The 15,113-nt window shown below is 65.7% G+C and carries 10 protein-coding genes and 2 pseudogenes; 5 read left to right on the top strand and 7 right to left on the bottom strand.

What is annotated here, in order from left to right; translation table 11 throughout:
* Positions 1-5 precede the first annotated feature (5 nt).
* Together AB8Z38_RS00825 and garD are read left to right on the top strand one after the other, a co-directional pair.
* On the top strand, positions 6-1,454 hold the full coding sequence (locus AB8Z38_RS00825) for an aldehyde dehydrogenase family protein (protein WP_369722629.1): 1,449 nt from the start codon (positions 6-8) through the stop codon (positions 1,452-1,454).
* A 129-nt stretch (positions 1,455-1,583) separates the two neighbouring features.
* Positions 1,584-3,125 carry a galactarate dehydratase gene (gene garD, locus AB8Z38_RS00820; protein ID WP_369722628.1) on the top strand — a complete coding sequence of 514 codons (1,542 nt, stop codon included), beginning with the start codon at positions 1,584-1,586 and terminating at the stop codon, positions 3,123-3,125.
* 94 nt (positions 3,126-3,219) lie between these two features.
* On the opposite strand, the gene AB8Z38_RS00815 is transcribed toward garD, so the two are convergent.
* The 3 genes from AB8Z38_RS00815 to AB8Z38_RS00805 all read right to left on the bottom strand — a co-directional run bounded on the left by AB8Z38_RS00815 (position 3,220) and on the right by AB8Z38_RS00805 (position 5,632).
* Positions 3,220-3,576 carry a hypothetical protein gene (locus AB8Z38_RS00815; protein ID WP_369722627.1) on the bottom strand — a complete coding sequence of 119 codons (357 nt, stop codon included), beginning with the start codon at positions 3,574-3,576 and terminating at the stop codon, positions 3,220-3,222.
* Positions 3,577-3,875: 299 nt separating this feature from the next.
* The gene (locus AB8Z38_RS00810) at positions 3,876-4,481 is read right to left on the bottom strand and encodes a DUF2147 domain-containing protein (protein WP_369722626.1); all 606 of its coding nucleotides are present in this window, start codon (positions 4,479-4,481) and stop codon (positions 3,876-3,878) included.
* Positions 4,482-4,603: 122 nt separating this feature from the next.
* Positions 4,604-5,632 (bottom strand): NAD(P)/FAD-dependent oxidoreductase, encoded by a 1,029-nt coding sequence (locus AB8Z38_RS00805; RefSeq protein ID WP_369722625.1) that lies wholly within the window; start codon positions 5,630-5,632, stop codon positions 4,604-4,606.
* A 182-nt stretch (positions 5,633-5,814) separates the two neighbouring features.
* On the opposite strand from AB8Z38_RS00805, the gene AB8Z38_RS00800 reads away from it, so the two are divergent.
* A complete protein-coding gene (locus AB8Z38_RS00800; protein WP_369722624.1) occupies positions 5,815-6,282 on the top strand; it encodes an acyl-CoA thioesterase in 468 nt (155 codons plus the stop codon).
* Positions 6,283-6,300: 18 nt separating this feature from the next.
* Here the strand turns inward: AB8Z38_RS00800 and AB8Z38_RS00795 are convergent, their stop codons facing one another.
* Both AB8Z38_RS00795 and AB8Z38_RS00790 read right to left on the bottom strand, forming a co-directional pair.
* Positions 6,301-6,621 (bottom strand): 2Fe-2S iron-sulfur cluster-binding protein, encoded by a 321-nt coding sequence (locus tag AB8Z38_RS00795; protein WP_237864982.1) that lies wholly within the window; start codon positions 6,619-6,621, stop codon positions 6,301-6,303.
* Positions 6,622-6,733: 112 nt separating this feature from the next.
* Positions 6,734-7,078, bottom strand: coding sequence for an Hpt domain-containing protein (locus AB8Z38_RS00790; RefSeq protein WP_369722623.1), 345 nt, complete (start codon positions 7,076-7,078; stop codon positions 6,734-6,736).
* A 52-nt stretch (positions 7,079-7,130) separates the two neighbouring features.
* Between AB8Z38_RS00790 and AB8Z38_RS00785 the strand changes: the two genes are divergently transcribed.
* Together AB8Z38_RS00785 and AB8Z38_RS00780 are read left to right on the top strand one after the other, a co-directional pair.
* Positions 7,131-7,361, top strand: a complete 231-nt coding sequence (locus AB8Z38_RS00785; protein ID WP_369722622.1) for a hypothetical protein — start codon at positions 7,131-7,133, stop codon at positions 7,359-7,361.
* 143 nt (positions 7,362-7,504) lie between these two features.
* Positions 7,505-13,202, top strand: a pseudogene (locus AB8Z38_RS00780) (negative regulator of septation ring formation).
* Positions 13,203-13,430: 228 nt separating this feature from the next.
* Here the strand turns inward: AB8Z38_RS00780 and AB8Z38_RS00775 are convergent.
* Both AB8Z38_RS00775 and AB8Z38_RS00770 read right to left on the bottom strand, forming a co-directional pair.
* Positions 13,431-14,314: pseudogene (locus AB8Z38_RS00775) on the bottom strand (MlaD family protein).
* A gap of 16 nt (positions 14,315-14,330) precedes the next feature.
* Positions 14,331-15,113: an ABC transporter ATP-binding protein gene (locus AB8Z38_RS00770; RefSeq protein ID WP_369722621.1), complete on the bottom strand. Its 783-nt coding sequence runs from the start codon at positions 15,111-15,113 to the stop codon at positions 14,331-14,333.

Here is a 15,113-nt window from a genome sequence, read left to right as displayed (position 1 = left end):
AAAAGATGACAGCGATCCTGAAAAACTTCATCGGCGGCGAATGGGTCGATGGCTCCGGAATCACCAAGAACATCAACCCCTCCAATACGGGTGACGTGGTCGGCGAATACGCCAAGGCCGACAAGGCCCAGACCGAGAAGGCGATCGCCGCGGCCAAGGCCGCCTTCCCCGCCTGGGCGCGCTCGACCCCGCAGGAGCGCTTTGACGCGCTGAACAAGATCTCGCTCGAAATCCTCGCCCGCAAGGAAGAGCTCGGGCGTCTGCTCGCCCGCGAGGAAGGCAAGACCCTGCCCGAAGGCATCGGCGAGGTCGGACGTGCCGGCCAGATCTTTGCGTTCTTCGCCGGCGAGGCGCTGCGCCTGATGGGCGAAAAGGGCGCCTCCGTCCGTCCCGGGCTGGACGTCGAGCTCACCCGCGAGCCGATGGGCGTTGTCGGCATGATTACGCCCTGGAATTTCCCGATTGCGATCCCGGCCTGGAAGATCGCGCCCGCGCTCTGCTACGGCAACACTGTGGTGTTCAAGCCGGCTGAGCTGGTGCCGGGCTCGGGCCATGCACTGTCGGAGATCATCAGTCGCTCCGGCATTCCCGCCGGCGTGTTCAATCTCGTGGTCGGCTCCGGCTCGGTGGTCGGTCAGACCTTGCTCGAACATCCCGACGTCGCGGCGATCACCTTCACAGGCTCGGTGCAGACCGGCCGCAAGATCGCGCAGGCCTGCGTGACCTCGAGCAACATGAAGAAATTCCAGCTTGAGATGGGCGGCAAGAATCCGCTGGTCGTACTCGACGACGCCGACCTCAAGACCGCCGTCGAGGTCGCCGTCAACGGCGCCTATTTCTCGACCGGCCAGCGCTGCACCGCGTCCTCGCGCCTGATCGTCACCGAAGGCATTCACGACCGCTTCATCGCGGCGATGACCGAGCGCCTGAAAGGCCTGTCGGTGGACGACGCACTCAAGGCCGGCGTGCATATCGGTCCCGTGGTCGACCAGAGCCAGCTCGACCAGGACCTGCGCTACATCAAGATCGGCCAGGACGAGGGCGCCAAGCTCGCCTGGGGCGGCGAACTGCTCAAGCGCGAGACACCCGGCTTCTACCTCCAGCCGGCGCTGTTCACGGAAGCCAACAACAACATGCGCATCGCCCGCGAAGAAATCTTCGGGCCGGTGGCGACCGTCATTCGCGCCAAGAACTACGACGAGGCGCTCGCGATCTCCAACGACACCGAGTTCGGCCTCGCCTCCGGCATCTGCACCACCAGCCTGAAATACGCCTCGCATTACAAGCGCAACAGCGAGTCCGGCATGGTGATGGTCAATCTGCCGACCGCCGGCGTCGACTATCACGTGCCGTTCGGCGGCCGTAAGGGTTCGAGCTACGGCGCCCGCGAGCAGGGCTCCTACGCACGCGAGTTCTACACCATGGTGAAGACGGCTTACACCTTCCCCGGCTAACCACGGGCAAGATATCGTAGGGTGGGCAAAGCGAAGCGTGCCCACCGCGATGTTCGGTGTGAAGCATGGTGGGCACGGCGCGTTGCGCCTTTGCCCACCCTACGACATCGGTTTCTGAGGTGAGAGCAGATGGACCAGGACATCGCAGCGAAAGAGCAACCCCGCTACATCAAGCTCAACGAGCGCGACAACGTCGCGATCGTGGTCAATGATTTCGGGCTTCCCGCCGGCTCGCGCTTCGCCTGCGGGCTGAGCTTGCGCGCCTTCGTCCCGCAAGGGCACAAGACGGCGCTGGTCGACATCGCGCAAGATCAGCCGATCGTCCGCTATGGCGAGGTGATCGGCTATGCGCTCGCCCCGATCCTCGCCGGCGAATGGGTCGACGAAGCCCGCATCCGCATGCCGGAGGCCCCTGCCCTCGACAAGCTCGAGATCTCCACGGCCGTGCCCGCACCGCTGCCGCCGCTCGAGGGTTTCACGTTCGAGGGCTTTCGCAACTCCGACGGCTCGGTCGGCACCAAGAACATCCTCGGCATCTCCTCCTCCGTGCAATGCGTCAAGGGCACGATGGAATATGCGGTGAAGCGCATCCGCGCCGAGTTGCTGCCGAAATATCCGAACGTCGACGATGTCGTGCCGCTGACGCATGCCTATGGCTGTGGCGTCGCGATCAACGCGCCCGATGCGGTGATTCCGATCCGCACGCTGCAAAACATCGCGCTCAACCCGAATTTCGGCGGCGAGATTCTGGTCATCAGCCTGGGATGCGAAAAGCTCGCGCCCGAGCGGCTGGTGCCGGAAGGCGTCAGCGATGCCATCGTGCGGATGCAGGACGAGGCGTTCGACGGCTTTGGCGCTATCGTTGACGCGATCATGACCCAGGCCGAGGCGCGGCTGAAGATCCTCGACAAGCGCACCCGCGAGACCTGCCCAGCCTCCGATCTCGTGATCGGCCTGCAATGCGGCGGCAGCGACGCCTTCTCCGGTGTCACCGCGAACCCCGCCGTCGGCTTCGCCGCCGACTTGCTGGTGCGCGCCGGTGCCACCGTCATGTTCTCGGAAGTGACCGAGGTGCGCGACGCGATCCAGCTGCTCACGCGGCGAGCCATCAACGAGGACGTCGGCCGCGCGCTGGTGCGCGAGATGGCCTGGTACGATTCTTATCTCGCCCGCGGCGGCGCCGACCGCAGCGCCAACACCACGCCCGGCAACAAGAAGGGCGGCTTGGCGAATATCGTCGAAAAATCATTGGGCTCGATCGTCAAGTCCGGCTCGAGCGCGATCACCGGGGTGCTCTCGCCCGGCGAGAAGGCGACGCAGAAGGGGATGCTGTTTGCGGCGACGCCTGCGTCCGACTTCATCTGCGGGACGCTTCAGCTCGCCTCCGGCATGACGCTGCAAGTGTTCACCACCGGCCGCGGCACGCCCTACGGCCTGGCGGCGGCGCCGGTGATCAAGGTCGCGACCCGCAGCGAGCTCGCGCGGCGCTGGAAGGACCTGATCGATTTCGATGCCGGCCATATCGCGACTGGTGAGAAGACCATCGAGGAAACCGGCTGGGACCTATTCCGTCTGATCCTCGACGTCGCCTCTGGCCGCACCAAGCCGTGGTCGGACCGCTGGGGCATCCACAACGATCTCACACTGTTCAATCCGGCGCCGGTGACCTGAGCGCGGGCAGCTTAAGCGCGGCGAGCCAGGCTGGTTGATTGACACGGCGTCGTCCGACGCCGCAGCGCCGCGAACCCGGAATGACGCGCAAGTCCTAGGTCATGCTGCCCGGCATGAAGCAGCGCACGTGCGGGTGGCCGTCGATATAGTGCTTCCAGACCATGGTGCGGCCGATCTTGTTCGGCTCGGCGATCACGGCGCCGTCGGGCACGATGACCCACTCCTCGTCAAGGTGCACGCGGTAGTGCCCCTGATCGGACTCCCAATCGACGTCGGCCACGATATAGCCGTCGGCATCCGAGCAGCACTGCCCGTATTCGCTGCGCAGGCCCTGAAACCAGGGCTTTAAGGGGGAGTTGGCGTAGCGACCGTCGTCTCGCGCGAGCGCCGATGTCGCCAGCACCAGCATCAGCCCCAGCAAACTGGCCGCACACGGTCTTGCAGGTCTCATGTCGTCTTCCCGCGGATCGAGGACACCGCCGCGAGGGACAGCCAACGCCGTTCGCGCCCCGCGCGATGGCGGCAGGCGTGGACATAGCGACTCATTCCCCCAGCGGCTTTGACGAACGCTATGCAAATCCGGCGCCAACGCACATTCCGGGGAACTACTGCCGCGACAGCGCGGCGCGAGCCACACACTCGGCCGTCGTCGCCCGCTCCAGTATTCCGGAGAAGGCGGCGAGGATTCGCAGAAGCCGCGGCGTACTGGATTCCCCGCCTCCGCGGGAATGACAGCGGCGTGGAGTGCCCCTACTGCCTCGCGGCCGGCGCCAGCATCATCGCGCCGCCCTTCTTCGCCGACGGCGCGGGCGGCGGCTTGGTGGCGGCGGCCTGTGCGGGCAAATATTTCGCGACGATGGCGGGATCGACCTGGGCGATGTTGGCGTCGGGCAGCCGCGTCCACGTCTCGTCCTTGCCGAACAGGGAGATGCCCAGGAAGCCGCGCATGGTCAGCGTCTGGCCGTCCGGGCTCACGGTCATCTTGGCTTTCCAGATGTTGCCGTCGCGCGGATTGACCACATTGCCGCCGTCATACTTCAATCCGTCGCGCTTCATGTCGCGGATGAAAGAAAGGCCGAGCACCGGTGCGTTCTTGCGATCGTCGGTGCATTTCGCGCAGACCTCGTTCGGATCGTCGCCGGGACGCGGAAAGGTTTTCGCGATCACGCCTTCGAATACGCCGTTGTGGTCGATGAAGAGGAACCATCCGACCGTTTTGCCGTCTTCCACCTTCTGCCAGAGGCCTGCGGCGGTCGGCTGGGCCGGCGCTTGCGCCGCGGCCGGGTTCGTCGCACCGAGCGACAGCGCGAGCGCGAGAAACGGAAGCAGCCGAATGCCGGTAAAGAGAGTCCGCATTATGATCACCCTGCTGAGCCAACGACCTTGCTAGCCAAGACTGAATGGCCGGACACTACGGCGATTTCGCGAACGATTCCAGCACCCGAAACATGGGGCGTGCCCTCTCGCTCTCGCGGCGGTTAGTTGACACCAAGCTTCTTTTGCAGGCTGGACGACGAGGTCGTGTACTGGAACACCAACCGCTTCTCCGGATAGACGTAGCGGTGGGCTTTTTGCGACATCAGCGCGCCTTCGTGGAAGCCGCACAGGATCAGCTTGATCTTGCCTGGATAGGTGTTGATGTCGCCGATCGCGAAGATGCCGGGCACGTTGGTCTCGAACGCGGACGTTTCGACAGGCACCAGATTGTTTTCGAGCGCAATGCCCCAGTTCGCGACCGGACCGAGCTTCATTGTCAGTCCGAAGAACGGCAGCATGGCATCGCAGGCGACCTCGGTGATGGCGTTGTCGTTGCCCTTGACGGTGGCGCCGGCCAGCTTGCCGTCGGCGCCGGAGAGCGCAGTGACCTGGCCTATCCGGAGATCCATCTTGCCGGCCGCGACCAGCGCACGCATCTGCTCGACACTGTGGGGAGCCGCGCGAAAATCGTCGCGCCGATGCAGGAGCGTGATGCGCTTGGCGAGCGGATGCAGATTGAGCGTCCAGTCGAGCGCGGAATCGCCGCCGCCGACGACCAGCACGTTCTTGTCGCGGAAAATCTCCATCTTGCGCACCGCGTAGTGCACCGAGCTTCCTTCATAGGCCTCGATGCCGGGCACCGGCGGGCGCTTGGGCTGGAACGAGCCGCCGCCGGCCGCGATCACCACCACCTTGCACTCGAACACCTTGCCCGTGTCCGTGGTGCAGCGAAACAGGGGATCGCCGATCTTCTCCACGGTTTCGACCATCTCGCCGAGATGGAAGGTCGGGTGGAACGGCTTGATCTGCTCCATCAGCGCATCGGTGAGGCCCTGGCCGGAGACCTGCGGAATGCCGGGAATGTCGTAGATCGGTTTTTCCGGATAGAGCTCGGCACACTGACCGCCGACCTTGTCGAGGATGTCGATGAAATGCACCTTCATGTCGAGAAGGCCAAGCTCGAAGGCGGCGAACAGACCGCAGGGGCCGGCGCCAATAATCAGCACATCGGTTTTGATCACGTCGCTCATCTCGTCTCTTTATCGGTCATTATCGGTTGGACGGCGCCCGGCGGGCAGAGGTGACCCTGCCTGTCTAACCAACGGGGATGGATCAGGGAAGGCATAAAAGCAGGAGCGCCCCGCAACCGCCCCCACTTGCCCGCTCAAAATAACTGGGATGTAAGGTGGATGGATATGACGGAGATCAATCGGTGAACGCACCAAGCCGCCTCGATACGACGCCGCGCCTGGAGGACTTTCCGTTTCGCCTCAGCGACAATGTCCGCTTCGGCGACCTCGACCCCAACCAGCACGTCAACAACGCGGTCTACGCCACCTATTTCGAGACCGGCCGCGTCACGCTGATGAAGCTTCCCGAATACGGGCTGACCCCGCCGGGACTTGCCTGGATTATGGTGCGGCTCGACATCCATTTTCGCGCGGAGCTGCATTGGCCGGGCACGATCGAGCTCGGCCTCGGGGTGGTGAAGCTGGGACGAACGTCCGTGACCTTCGAGCAGGTCGTGTTTTCAGAAGGCAAATGCATCGCGTCGGCGATTTCGGTCGGCGTCATGCTCGACGAAGCGACACGGCGGCCCGCGCCGCTCACCGCAGAGGTGATCGAGAAACTGAGACCCTGGCACAAGCGCGGCATCGAGGTCGCGCCGCCAGCCGCATAGAACGGAAGAGAGGCGTGCTCAGGCCTGACGTTCCGGCGTCGACACCACGAGCCCGTCAAGCTCGTCGGACACCTTGATCTGGCAGGACAGCCGCGAGTTCGGGCGCACGTCGAAGCCGAAGTCGAGCATGTCCTCTTCCATCGGCGTCGGGCTGCCCACCTTCTCGCGCCAGGCTTCGTCGACATAGACATGGCAGGTCGCGCAGGCGCAGGCGCCGCCGCATTCGGCTTCGATGCCGGGAATGCTGTTGCGGATGGCGGCTTCCATCACGGTCGCGCCGTTCTCGACGTCCACCGTACGGGTTTCGCCCTTGTGATCGACAAAGTGAATTTTGGCCATGTGTGCTCGTGCTGCCGCGATCTTGGGAAAAAGGAGGGTCCGGGCTGTCCTATAACGGGTCGGTCAGGCCGGCGCTAGTGCGCAAGCCATCCGTACAGGGCGGGTCGCCGGCCTAATGCTTCAGGATGGCGGCGATCGCGGCGCGGACCTCGGCCACCGCCTCTTTCAGCGCGGCGAAGGCATGGGGCCGGTTGTGGCCGGTCCAGATCGCGGTCTCGAGGCTTGCGGCCGCATCGGCGACCGAAAAGGCGCCGATCCCGCGCGCCGAGCCCTTGAGCTTGTGCGCGAGCGCGCCGGTCTCGGCCGGCAGTGCCGTCATCGCCGCAAGCAGGCGGACCGCCTGCTCGGCGAACATCGCAAGCACTTCCTGTTCCAGCTCAGTGTCGCCAAGCGTCATGCGCGAGAGGTGGTCGAAATCGAGCGGGCGGTCGATGGGCGCAAGCGGGGGCGAAGGCATCCAGTCCATCCGTTGCAGTTCAGGCGTCATGGCGCGGGCCCCGGCATCGCGGATGTCCGCCGGTCCGGCGGTGAGCTTTGGCCTCACCCAAGCATGGAAATGGTTAACGAAGCGTTGGGGCGGTTTTACTCAATTCCGCCGGTTTATTGACGAAAAGTTGCCGCAATCCGGCGAGTTCGGTGGAAAATTTCATTCAGGGCTAAGGCGTTACGGCCCGATCCTGTTAACGATGATTAAGATTGTCTTAATCGCAGCCATTTCATTCGCGACGCTCTGCCAATAGGATGTTGGAGAAATTGGCGGACAAGCCGTCCGGGTGGGGACGGCTCGGAGATCCGCGCAAGCGGCATGATCCGGTCTGTGGGCTTGCGTAGCGCGCAGGGCTCGCGGGGGGACGCGTACAAGTAACGAGGGCTCGGACTGAACATGGCGAACACTCCGAAAAAGGTCAAAGACCCCACAGAAGTTGCGCTTTCTGCGATCCAGGAAGCTCTGAACATCAGCGACACGGCCGCGGATACCAGCCGCAGCGCCTCGGCGCGGAACGAATCGGCGCCCTCGGTGGCGCCGCCGATGCCGCCCGTATTCGACGAGCCGGCGTTCGACACGCGGCCTGCCGCGAACGAGCGCAACGTGTTCGATCCGGTCGAGGAGCCGCGCGTCGCGTCGCGCCGCCAATGACGACCGCGAGACCATCGGCCAGCTGCTCCAGTCCTTGCAAACCGGACGCCCTGCCCGCAGCGTCTACACGGGCGCAACGATCTTCACCGTGATCTGGCTTGCGGCTTGCGCCGCGCTGACGGTCGGTTTCCTGCCCTCGATCCAGGCCGCCATGGGCCAGAGCGGCGGCGTGCTGGCCATCGCCGGCCTCGTCACGATGTTCTTCGCGCCGATCATGCTGTTCTTCTTCCTGGCGAGCCTCGTCTGGCGCGGCCAGCAAATGAGCTCGGTCGCGCAGGCGATGGCGCAGGTAGCGATCCGCTTCTCCGAGCCGGAAGGCTCGGCCTCCGATTCCATGGTCACGGTCGGTCAGGCGATCCGCCGCGAGGTCGCGGCGATGGGCGACGGCATCGAGCGCGCGATTGCGCGCGCCGGCGAGCTCGAGACACTGGTCGCCAACGAGGTCGCGGCGCTCGAACGCGCCTATTCCGACAATGAAGTGCGCATCCGCGCCCTGCTCCAGGACATGGCGCACCAGCGCGACAACCTGGTCGGCCAGGCCGAACAGGTCCGCAGCGCCATCTCCGGCGTGCAGATCGATTTGCGTCACGACATCGCGCTGATCTCGGATGCTATCGCCTCGCGCGTCGACGAGGTTGCCAAGTCCATCACCGGCGCGCTGGAAGAGCGCGGCGCCCACATCACGGGGGCACTGAGCAACGCCGGCGACAACATGATCCTGGCGCTCGGCGAGCGCGGCGGCGACCTGCTCGATCGCCTCGAGGAAGCCAGCGCCGAGACCACGCGCGCGGTGCTCGACGCCAGCGAGCGACTGACCACCAGCCTCAACTTCAAGACCGGCCATGTCCACGACGAGTTCGTCGACCTCGCCGACCGCGTCCACGAGATGCTGAACGAGCGCATCGACCGCATCACCGGCGAGTTCGAACAGCGTTCCGCCGCGATCGTCGACGGCATCTCCGAGCGCACCGAGCAGGTGCACGACAGCCTGAAGAATTCGTCGGACTCGCTGCTGCTCGAGCTCGAGCTGCGCTCCAACGACATTTCCGCGAAGATCGACGACGCCGGCAACCGGCTCGCCGGCCAGATCATGACCTCCGGCGACAAGGCGAGCGAGGCGCTCGACGCCACCGTCAACACGCTGGTCGCCAAGGTCGTCAGCCAGACCGAGACCGCGCACGACTCGCTCTCGCTCCAGATGAGCGCGTTCGATGAGCTGGTGAAGAACCAGGGTTCGGAGCTGGTCGAGAAGTTCGCCCGCGATTCCGGCACGCTGGGTGCGCTGATCACGCGCCACATCTCCGAGTTCGACCGCACCGTGAAGACCTTCGGCGGCGAGATCGTCGACCGCATGGGCCAGCGCACGCAGGACATTGCCGAAACCCTGAAGACCTATGTCGATAATTTCGACACCCGCTTCACCTCGAACGGCGGCGCGATCACGGCTGTGCTCGACCAGCGCCTGGTGCAGTTCGAGACCACGATCGGCGAACGTGTCACCAACCTCGATGCCTCGCTGAACGGCAAGATCGCCAACCTCGACGGCACGATCGGCGGCCACATCAAGACGTTCGACGAGCAGCTCGTCGGCCGCGTCGCCGCACTCGAAGAGTCGTTCGACACCCGCGCCAAATCCGTCACCGAGACCATCGACGGGCGTCTCAACACGCTGGCGATGTCGCTGACCGATGGTGCCGCGCAGGCTATTCAGTCGGTCGACACCCGGTTGACGCACCTCACGACGACGCTCACCGGTGGCGCATCGCAGGCCCTCGAATCCATCGACTCCCGTCTCACCAATCTCACGACGACGCTCACCGACGGCGCCTCGCAGACGATCCAGGCGATCGATACGCGGCTGACGCATCTCACGACCACGTTCAACAGCGGCGCATCGCAGGCGCTGGAGTCCGTCGACAGCCGCCTCTCCTATCTGACGAGCGCCCTGAGCAACGGCGCCTCGCAGGCCGTGCAGTCGATCGACACCCGCCTGACCCTGCTGACCTCGACGCTCACCGACGGCACCGCGCAGGCGATCGAGTCGGTCGACCGCCGCATCACCAGCGTCGCCGAACTGATCGACGGCCGCAGCATGCACCTGACCGACACGGTCACGGCGCGCTTCCAGGACATCCAGCACGCCATCGAGACCAAGGTCGGCTCTGTCGCCAGCGACATCGACGTCCGTGTGGCGCAGTTCGAAGACCTGCTCGGCTCGCGCGTCGAGGCGGTCGCCGGCCGCATCGAGAGCAGCGGACGCCAGGCCAGCGAGGACATGATGTCCCGCGCCGAGATGATCTCGACCGCGATCCGCTCGCATGTCGAGGACGCCGAGCGCTCGCTCACCAACCTCGTGGTCAACACCAGCGAGACCATCCAGACCGGCGCCCGCACCGCCCAGCAGTCGCTGATGACGGTCTCCTCCGACGTCAACGCCCAGCTCAAGATGACCTCCGCCGAGGTCGAGCGCGCGCTGACCGCGGTCGGCACCGGTGCTGCGAACTCGATCCTGACCAGCGCCCGCGAAGCGCAATCGACCCTGGTCGCAGCGTCGGGCGATGCGTCGAACCAGATCAAGGGGCTCGCGGCCGACGTCGAACGCACGCTGTCGGCGGCAGGTTCGGCCACCGCGGCCTCGATCCTGGCCGGCGCGCGCGAGGTGCAGACCACGCTCGTCACCGCCTCCTCGGACGCAGCCAACCACGTCAAGACGCTGACCGCAGACGTGCAGCGTTCGCTGTCGCTGGCCGGCAGCACCACGGCGGAATCGATCACCGCCGGCGCCCGCGACGCGCAGAGTGCGTTGATCGCGGCATCGAGCGAGACCGCCAACCAGATCAAGGCACTCTCCTCCGACGTGCAGCGCTCGCTTTCGATGGCGGGTACCGCCACGGCCGAGACCATCACGAGCGGCGCCCGCGAAGCGCAGAACACACTCGTCACGGCATCCTCGGATGCGGCTAGCCAGGTCAAGTCGCTCGCGGCCGAAGTGCACCGCTCGCTCTCGCAGGTCGGCCAGTCGACCGCCGAGACGATCACCACCAGCGCCCGCGACGCCCAGAGCACCCTGCTCTCGGTCTCGGCAGAGCAGACCAGTCAGGTCCGCTCGCTCGCAGCCGAGATGCAGCGCGCGCTGGCCACCGCCGGCGGCGCCACCATCGAGGCGCTCACCAGCGGCGTGCGCGAAGCCCAGGGCACATTGATCTCCGCGTCGACTGACGCGGCGAGCCAGATCAAGTCGCTGACCACGGATATCGAGCGCACGCTGACCTCGGTCGGCGCCGACACCGCCTCGACCATCCTGAACAGCGCGCGTGAGGCGCAGAGCTCACTGACGTCGACATCGGCCGACGCCGCCAGCCAGATCCGCACGATCTCGACCGAGATCGAGCGCACGCTGAGCACCGCCACGACCAACGCCACCAACGACATCCAGACCAGCGCGCTGAATGCCCAGAACGCGCTGATCAATGCCTCCAACGAGGCGAGCTCGCGGGTGAAGTCGAGCTCGGCGGACGTCGAGCGCTCGGTGCTCGCCGCCTCGAGCAGCTTCGGCCAGGCCATGACCGGCAAGACCGACGAGATCGTCACCTATGTGCAGCAGCAGGCCGACCGTCTCGCCAACATGATCGATGCCAAGCGCGGCTCGCTCGTGGACGCGATCGGCTCGAAGACCAGCCAGCTCACGCTCGACATCGATCGCGTCACCTCCGACGCGCTGAAGTCGATCGAGACGCGCGGCCACGCATTCTCGCAGACGATGATGGGCAACGGCTCCGAAGTGGCGCGCACCATCAACGCGGCGAGCGAGATAGCGACCGGCGCAGTCAACAAGTCGCTCAAGGACCTCGAGCAGTCCTCGCGCGCGGCGATCGACCAGTCGCGCCAGGTCTCGATCGCGGCCGTCACCGAGATGCAGGAGACCAGCAAGATCCTGCGCACCGACACGGTCGCCCTGTTCGAGCGTCTGCGCGAAGGCAACATCCTCCTCCAGGAGGTGCTGACCGGTGCGCACGACAACCTCAACTCGCTCGAGCGGGCGCTGGTGACGCGGGTCGCCGACTTCGTCTCGGCGATGAACGACGTCACCTCGCGCAACGGCGCGGCGACGCAGAACCTGGAAGACCAGCTCAACGTCTTCAATACGAAGACGACGCGGGCCCTGCAGGATCTCGGCGAGCTGTCGACCCAGTTCGACGCGCACGGCAAGGCGCTGGTCGATGCCGCCCAGGTGGTCGAGCAGAGCACAAAGAACACCACCGCCTCGCTCGCCGAACGCAAGCAGGCGCTGGAATCGCTCGTCACCACGATCGACCTGCGCACGACCGATCTCGATCAGCGTCTGTCGCGCTTCACCGGCCTGCTCGATGAATCGCTGGCCGCCGCCGAAGAGCGTGCCCGCGACATCGCCCGCGTGGTGGCGGAGACCGCCGGCGCAGGCTCCGCCGCGATCACCCGCCAGTTCGAGGCGGTGCGGTCGGCATCCGAAGAGGAGCATCGCCAGACCATCGAATCGATGCACGACATCTACCGCCAGACCACCGACGAGGCGGATGCGATGTTCAAGCAGTCGGCCGAGAAGTTCGGCAACCTCGTCGCCAGCATGAAGCAGATGGCCTTCGAGATGCACAACGAGCTCGAAGCCACGCGCAACGAGCTGCGCCGCGGCGTGCTCGAAATGCCGCAGGAGGCCGCCGAGAGCACTGCGCAGATGCGCAAGGTGATCGTCGACCAGATCGAGGCGCTCGCCGAGCTCAACCGCATCGTGGCCCAGCACGGCCGCGGCCTCGACGTCACCACGACCGGTCGGGCCACCGTGCAGCGCCAGGAAGAGCCGATGCTGGCAACGGCTGGCGGCCGCGGCACCGAGACCCGCATCCGCGAGAGCGCCAGCGCCGCAACGCTGCCGCCGCCGGACCTCGGCGGACCTGCCGCGCGCCGCACCGAAGCGCCGCCGGTCGCGCCTGCCGGCAATAGCGACCAGGGCCGCGACGGCTGGCTGTCCGACCTGTTGAACCGCACCGACGGCAACCCGGCCGCTCCGAGCGGACGTGAGGCCCCGCGTGGCCGCGCGGCACCCGCTCCGCAGTCCCCGCAGGGTGGCAGCAATCCGCTGGAATCGCTGTCGCTCGACATCGGCCGGCTGATGGACCGCAACCTCGCCGCCGAGATGTGGGACCGCTACCAGCGCGGCGAGAACAAGGCCTTCACCAAGCGCCTCTACACGCCCGCCGGCCAGAAGGCCTTCGACGAGGTCGCCCGCAAGTATCGCTCCGACCGCAACTTCAAGGGAACGGTCGACCGCTACGTCGTCGAGTTCGAACGCCTGCTCGACGAAGTCGCCCGCGACGGCCGCGGCCCGCAGGAGCTGCGCAACCACCTGACCTCGGAGACGGGCCTGGTCTACACCCTGCTCGCGCACGCCGGGGGACGGCTGGGGTAAGACGCGGATAGCGCCGAATAGGAATGAGAAAACGGAGGCCTAACGGCCTCCGTTTTTGTTTGGGCTCGTCATCGGAGCAGCGACGCCTGCGCGTTGGGAAATTACAACGCCCCCACAAGCTCGGTCATTGCGAGGAGCCCTTGCGACGAAGCAATCCAGGCTGCCTGCCTCCTCGGAGACAGTCTGGATTGCTTCGCTTCGCTCGCAATGACGGAGGAGAGAGATGCCCTACTGCCGCCTGCGCTCGTTCGCCGGCGCCGGCTTCGGCGGCTCGGCCGGCGGCGGAGCTGCGGCTGGCGGCGCGTTGTTACTGGCGCCGAACAGCACGCGGGTGGGGTTGCGGTCGAAATTGTTCACGGCGCGGCTGATGTCGCCGAGCGTGCGGCGGCCATCGGTCATCAGTGCGCCGGAGCGCTTGTCGAAATCGTCGGCGAGTTCGCGGATCGACTTCACGGCCAGGAACAGCTCGCCCCCGTCTTTGCCGCCGGCGAGCGTGTTGAGCCCGAGCATGAGGTTGTCGGCCTTGAGCATCACGCCGTCGACCTTGGCCATGACGCCGTCGATCTTCTCGGAGTTGCGGGCGAGCGAGTTGGTGAAGGTCTCGAGGTTCTTCAGCGAGTTCTTCACCGATTCTGATTGTCGGCGACGATCTTGTTGATGTTCTGGAGCGTGCCGCGGATCGCCTCGGTGACGTCCTGGAGCTTGTTGGGATCGGCCGTCAGTGTCGGGATGCCGTCCTCGTCCAGCGGGGGCGGCGGTGCCGCCTCCTCGCCGCCCTTGAGTGAGATCGCGGCAACGCCGGTCAGGCCCTGGAATTCGAGGCCGACCAGGGTGTCCTTGCGCAGCGGCGTGTTGTTCTCGATCATGGCGAGTGCGACAACCCGCCGCGGGTTGTCGAGCTTCACCGAGACCACTTCGCCCACCCGGATACCGTTGAAATTGACGCTGCCGCCGTTGCGCAGGCCCGCCGCCGGGCCCTCGAACACGACGCGGAAGGGGCTGCGCTGCTTGGTGGTGTGCAGCGACTGGAACCACAGCACGAAGCCGATCGCGGCGGCGATGACAGCCAGCGTGAACGACCCGATCAGCACGTAATTTGCGCGCGTTTCCATCAGCTACTCCGGCACCTCAGCCCATCACCGCGCGAGCGCGCTTGCCATGGAAATATTGCCTCAGCCAGGGATGCTGCGAGGCCTGCATGTCGGCGATCGACCCTGCCGCAATGATCTTACCGTTCCCTAAAACGGCGATGCGGTCGCAAGCTGTGTAAAGGCTGTCGAGGTCGTGCGTTACCATGAAAACCGTCAGGCCCAAAGTCCGCTGCAGCGTCCTGACCAGTTCGTCGAAGTCGCCGGCGCCGATCGGATCGAGGCCGGAGGTCGGCTCGTCAAGGAAGACGAGGTCCGGATCGAGCGACAGCGCACGCGCCAGCGCCACGCGCTTGATCATGCCGCCGGACAGCTCCGAGGGAAAGCGCTCGGCCACTTCGGGCTTGAGGCCGACCATGGTGAGCTTGGCGATGGTGATCTCGTCCATCAGCCGCTGCGAGACGCGCAGATATTCGCGCATCGGAAACTGGATGTTCTGCCGCACGGTCAGCGAGGAGAACAGCGCGCCTTGCTGGAACAGCACGCCCCAGCGCCGCTCCACATTGCGCCGCTGCGACGTGCTGGAGGAGTCCAGATCGACGCCGAAAACTTCGATCCTGCCGGCGACTTTCGGCACCAGGCCGATGATGGTGCGCGTCAGCACCGACTTGCCAGCGCCGGAGGGTCCGACAAAGCCTAGGATCTCGCCGCGCCTGACGTCGAGGTTCAGCCCGTCGAGCACGCGCGTCGCGCCGAACTGCACGGTGATGTCGCGGACGCGAATGATGGGATTTTGGATCGCGTTTTGAAGTTCTTGCGCCAT

The organism is Bradyrhizobium sp. LLZ17 (assembly GCF_041200145.1).
Taxonomy (GTDB): domain Bacteria; phylum Pseudomonadota; class Alphaproteobacteria; order Rhizobiales; family Xanthobacteraceae; genus Bradyrhizobium.
The sequence above is the reverse complement of the archived record's forward strand: the minus strand, read 5'-3'. Positions and strand labels throughout refer to the sequence as shown.

Excerpts from the sequence above, each read along its gene's own strand:
- AB8Z38_RS00825 (WP_369722629.1), top strand. The coding sequence starts at position 6 with ATGACAGCGATCCTGAAAAACTTCATCGGCGGCGAATGGGTCGATGGC.
- garD (WP_369722628.1), top strand. The coding sequence starts at position 1,584 with ATGGACCAGGACATCGCAGCGAAAGAGCAACCCCGCTACATCAAGCTC.
- AB8Z38_RS00815 (WP_369722627.1), bottom strand. The coding sequence starts at position 3,576 with ATGAGACCTGCAAGACCGTGTGCGGCCAGTTTGCTGGGGCTGATGCTG.
- AB8Z38_RS00810 (WP_369722626.1), bottom strand. The coding sequence starts at position 4,481 with ATGCGGACTCTCTTTACCGGCATTCGGCTGCTTCCGTTTCTCGCGCTC.
- AB8Z38_RS00805 (WP_369722625.1), bottom strand. The coding sequence starts at position 5,632 with ATGAGCGACGTGATCAAAACCGATGTGCTGATTATTGGCGCCGGCCCC.
- AB8Z38_RS00795 (WP_237864982.1), bottom strand. The coding sequence starts at position 6,621 with ATGGCCAAAATTCACTTTGTCGATCACAAGGGCGAAACCCGTACGGTG.
- AB8Z38_RS00790 (WP_369722623.1), bottom strand. The coding sequence starts at position 7,078 with ATGCCTTCGCCCCCGCTTGCGCCCATCGACCGCCCGCTCGATTTCGAC.
- AB8Z38_RS00785 (WP_369722622.1), top strand. The coding sequence starts at position 7,131 with ATGTCCGCCGGTCCGGCGGTGAGCTTTGGCCTCACCCAAGCATGGAAA.
- AB8Z38_RS00770 (WP_369722621.1), bottom strand. The coding sequence starts at position 15,113 with ATGGCGCAAGAACTTCAAAACGCGATCCAAAATCCCATCATTCGCGTC.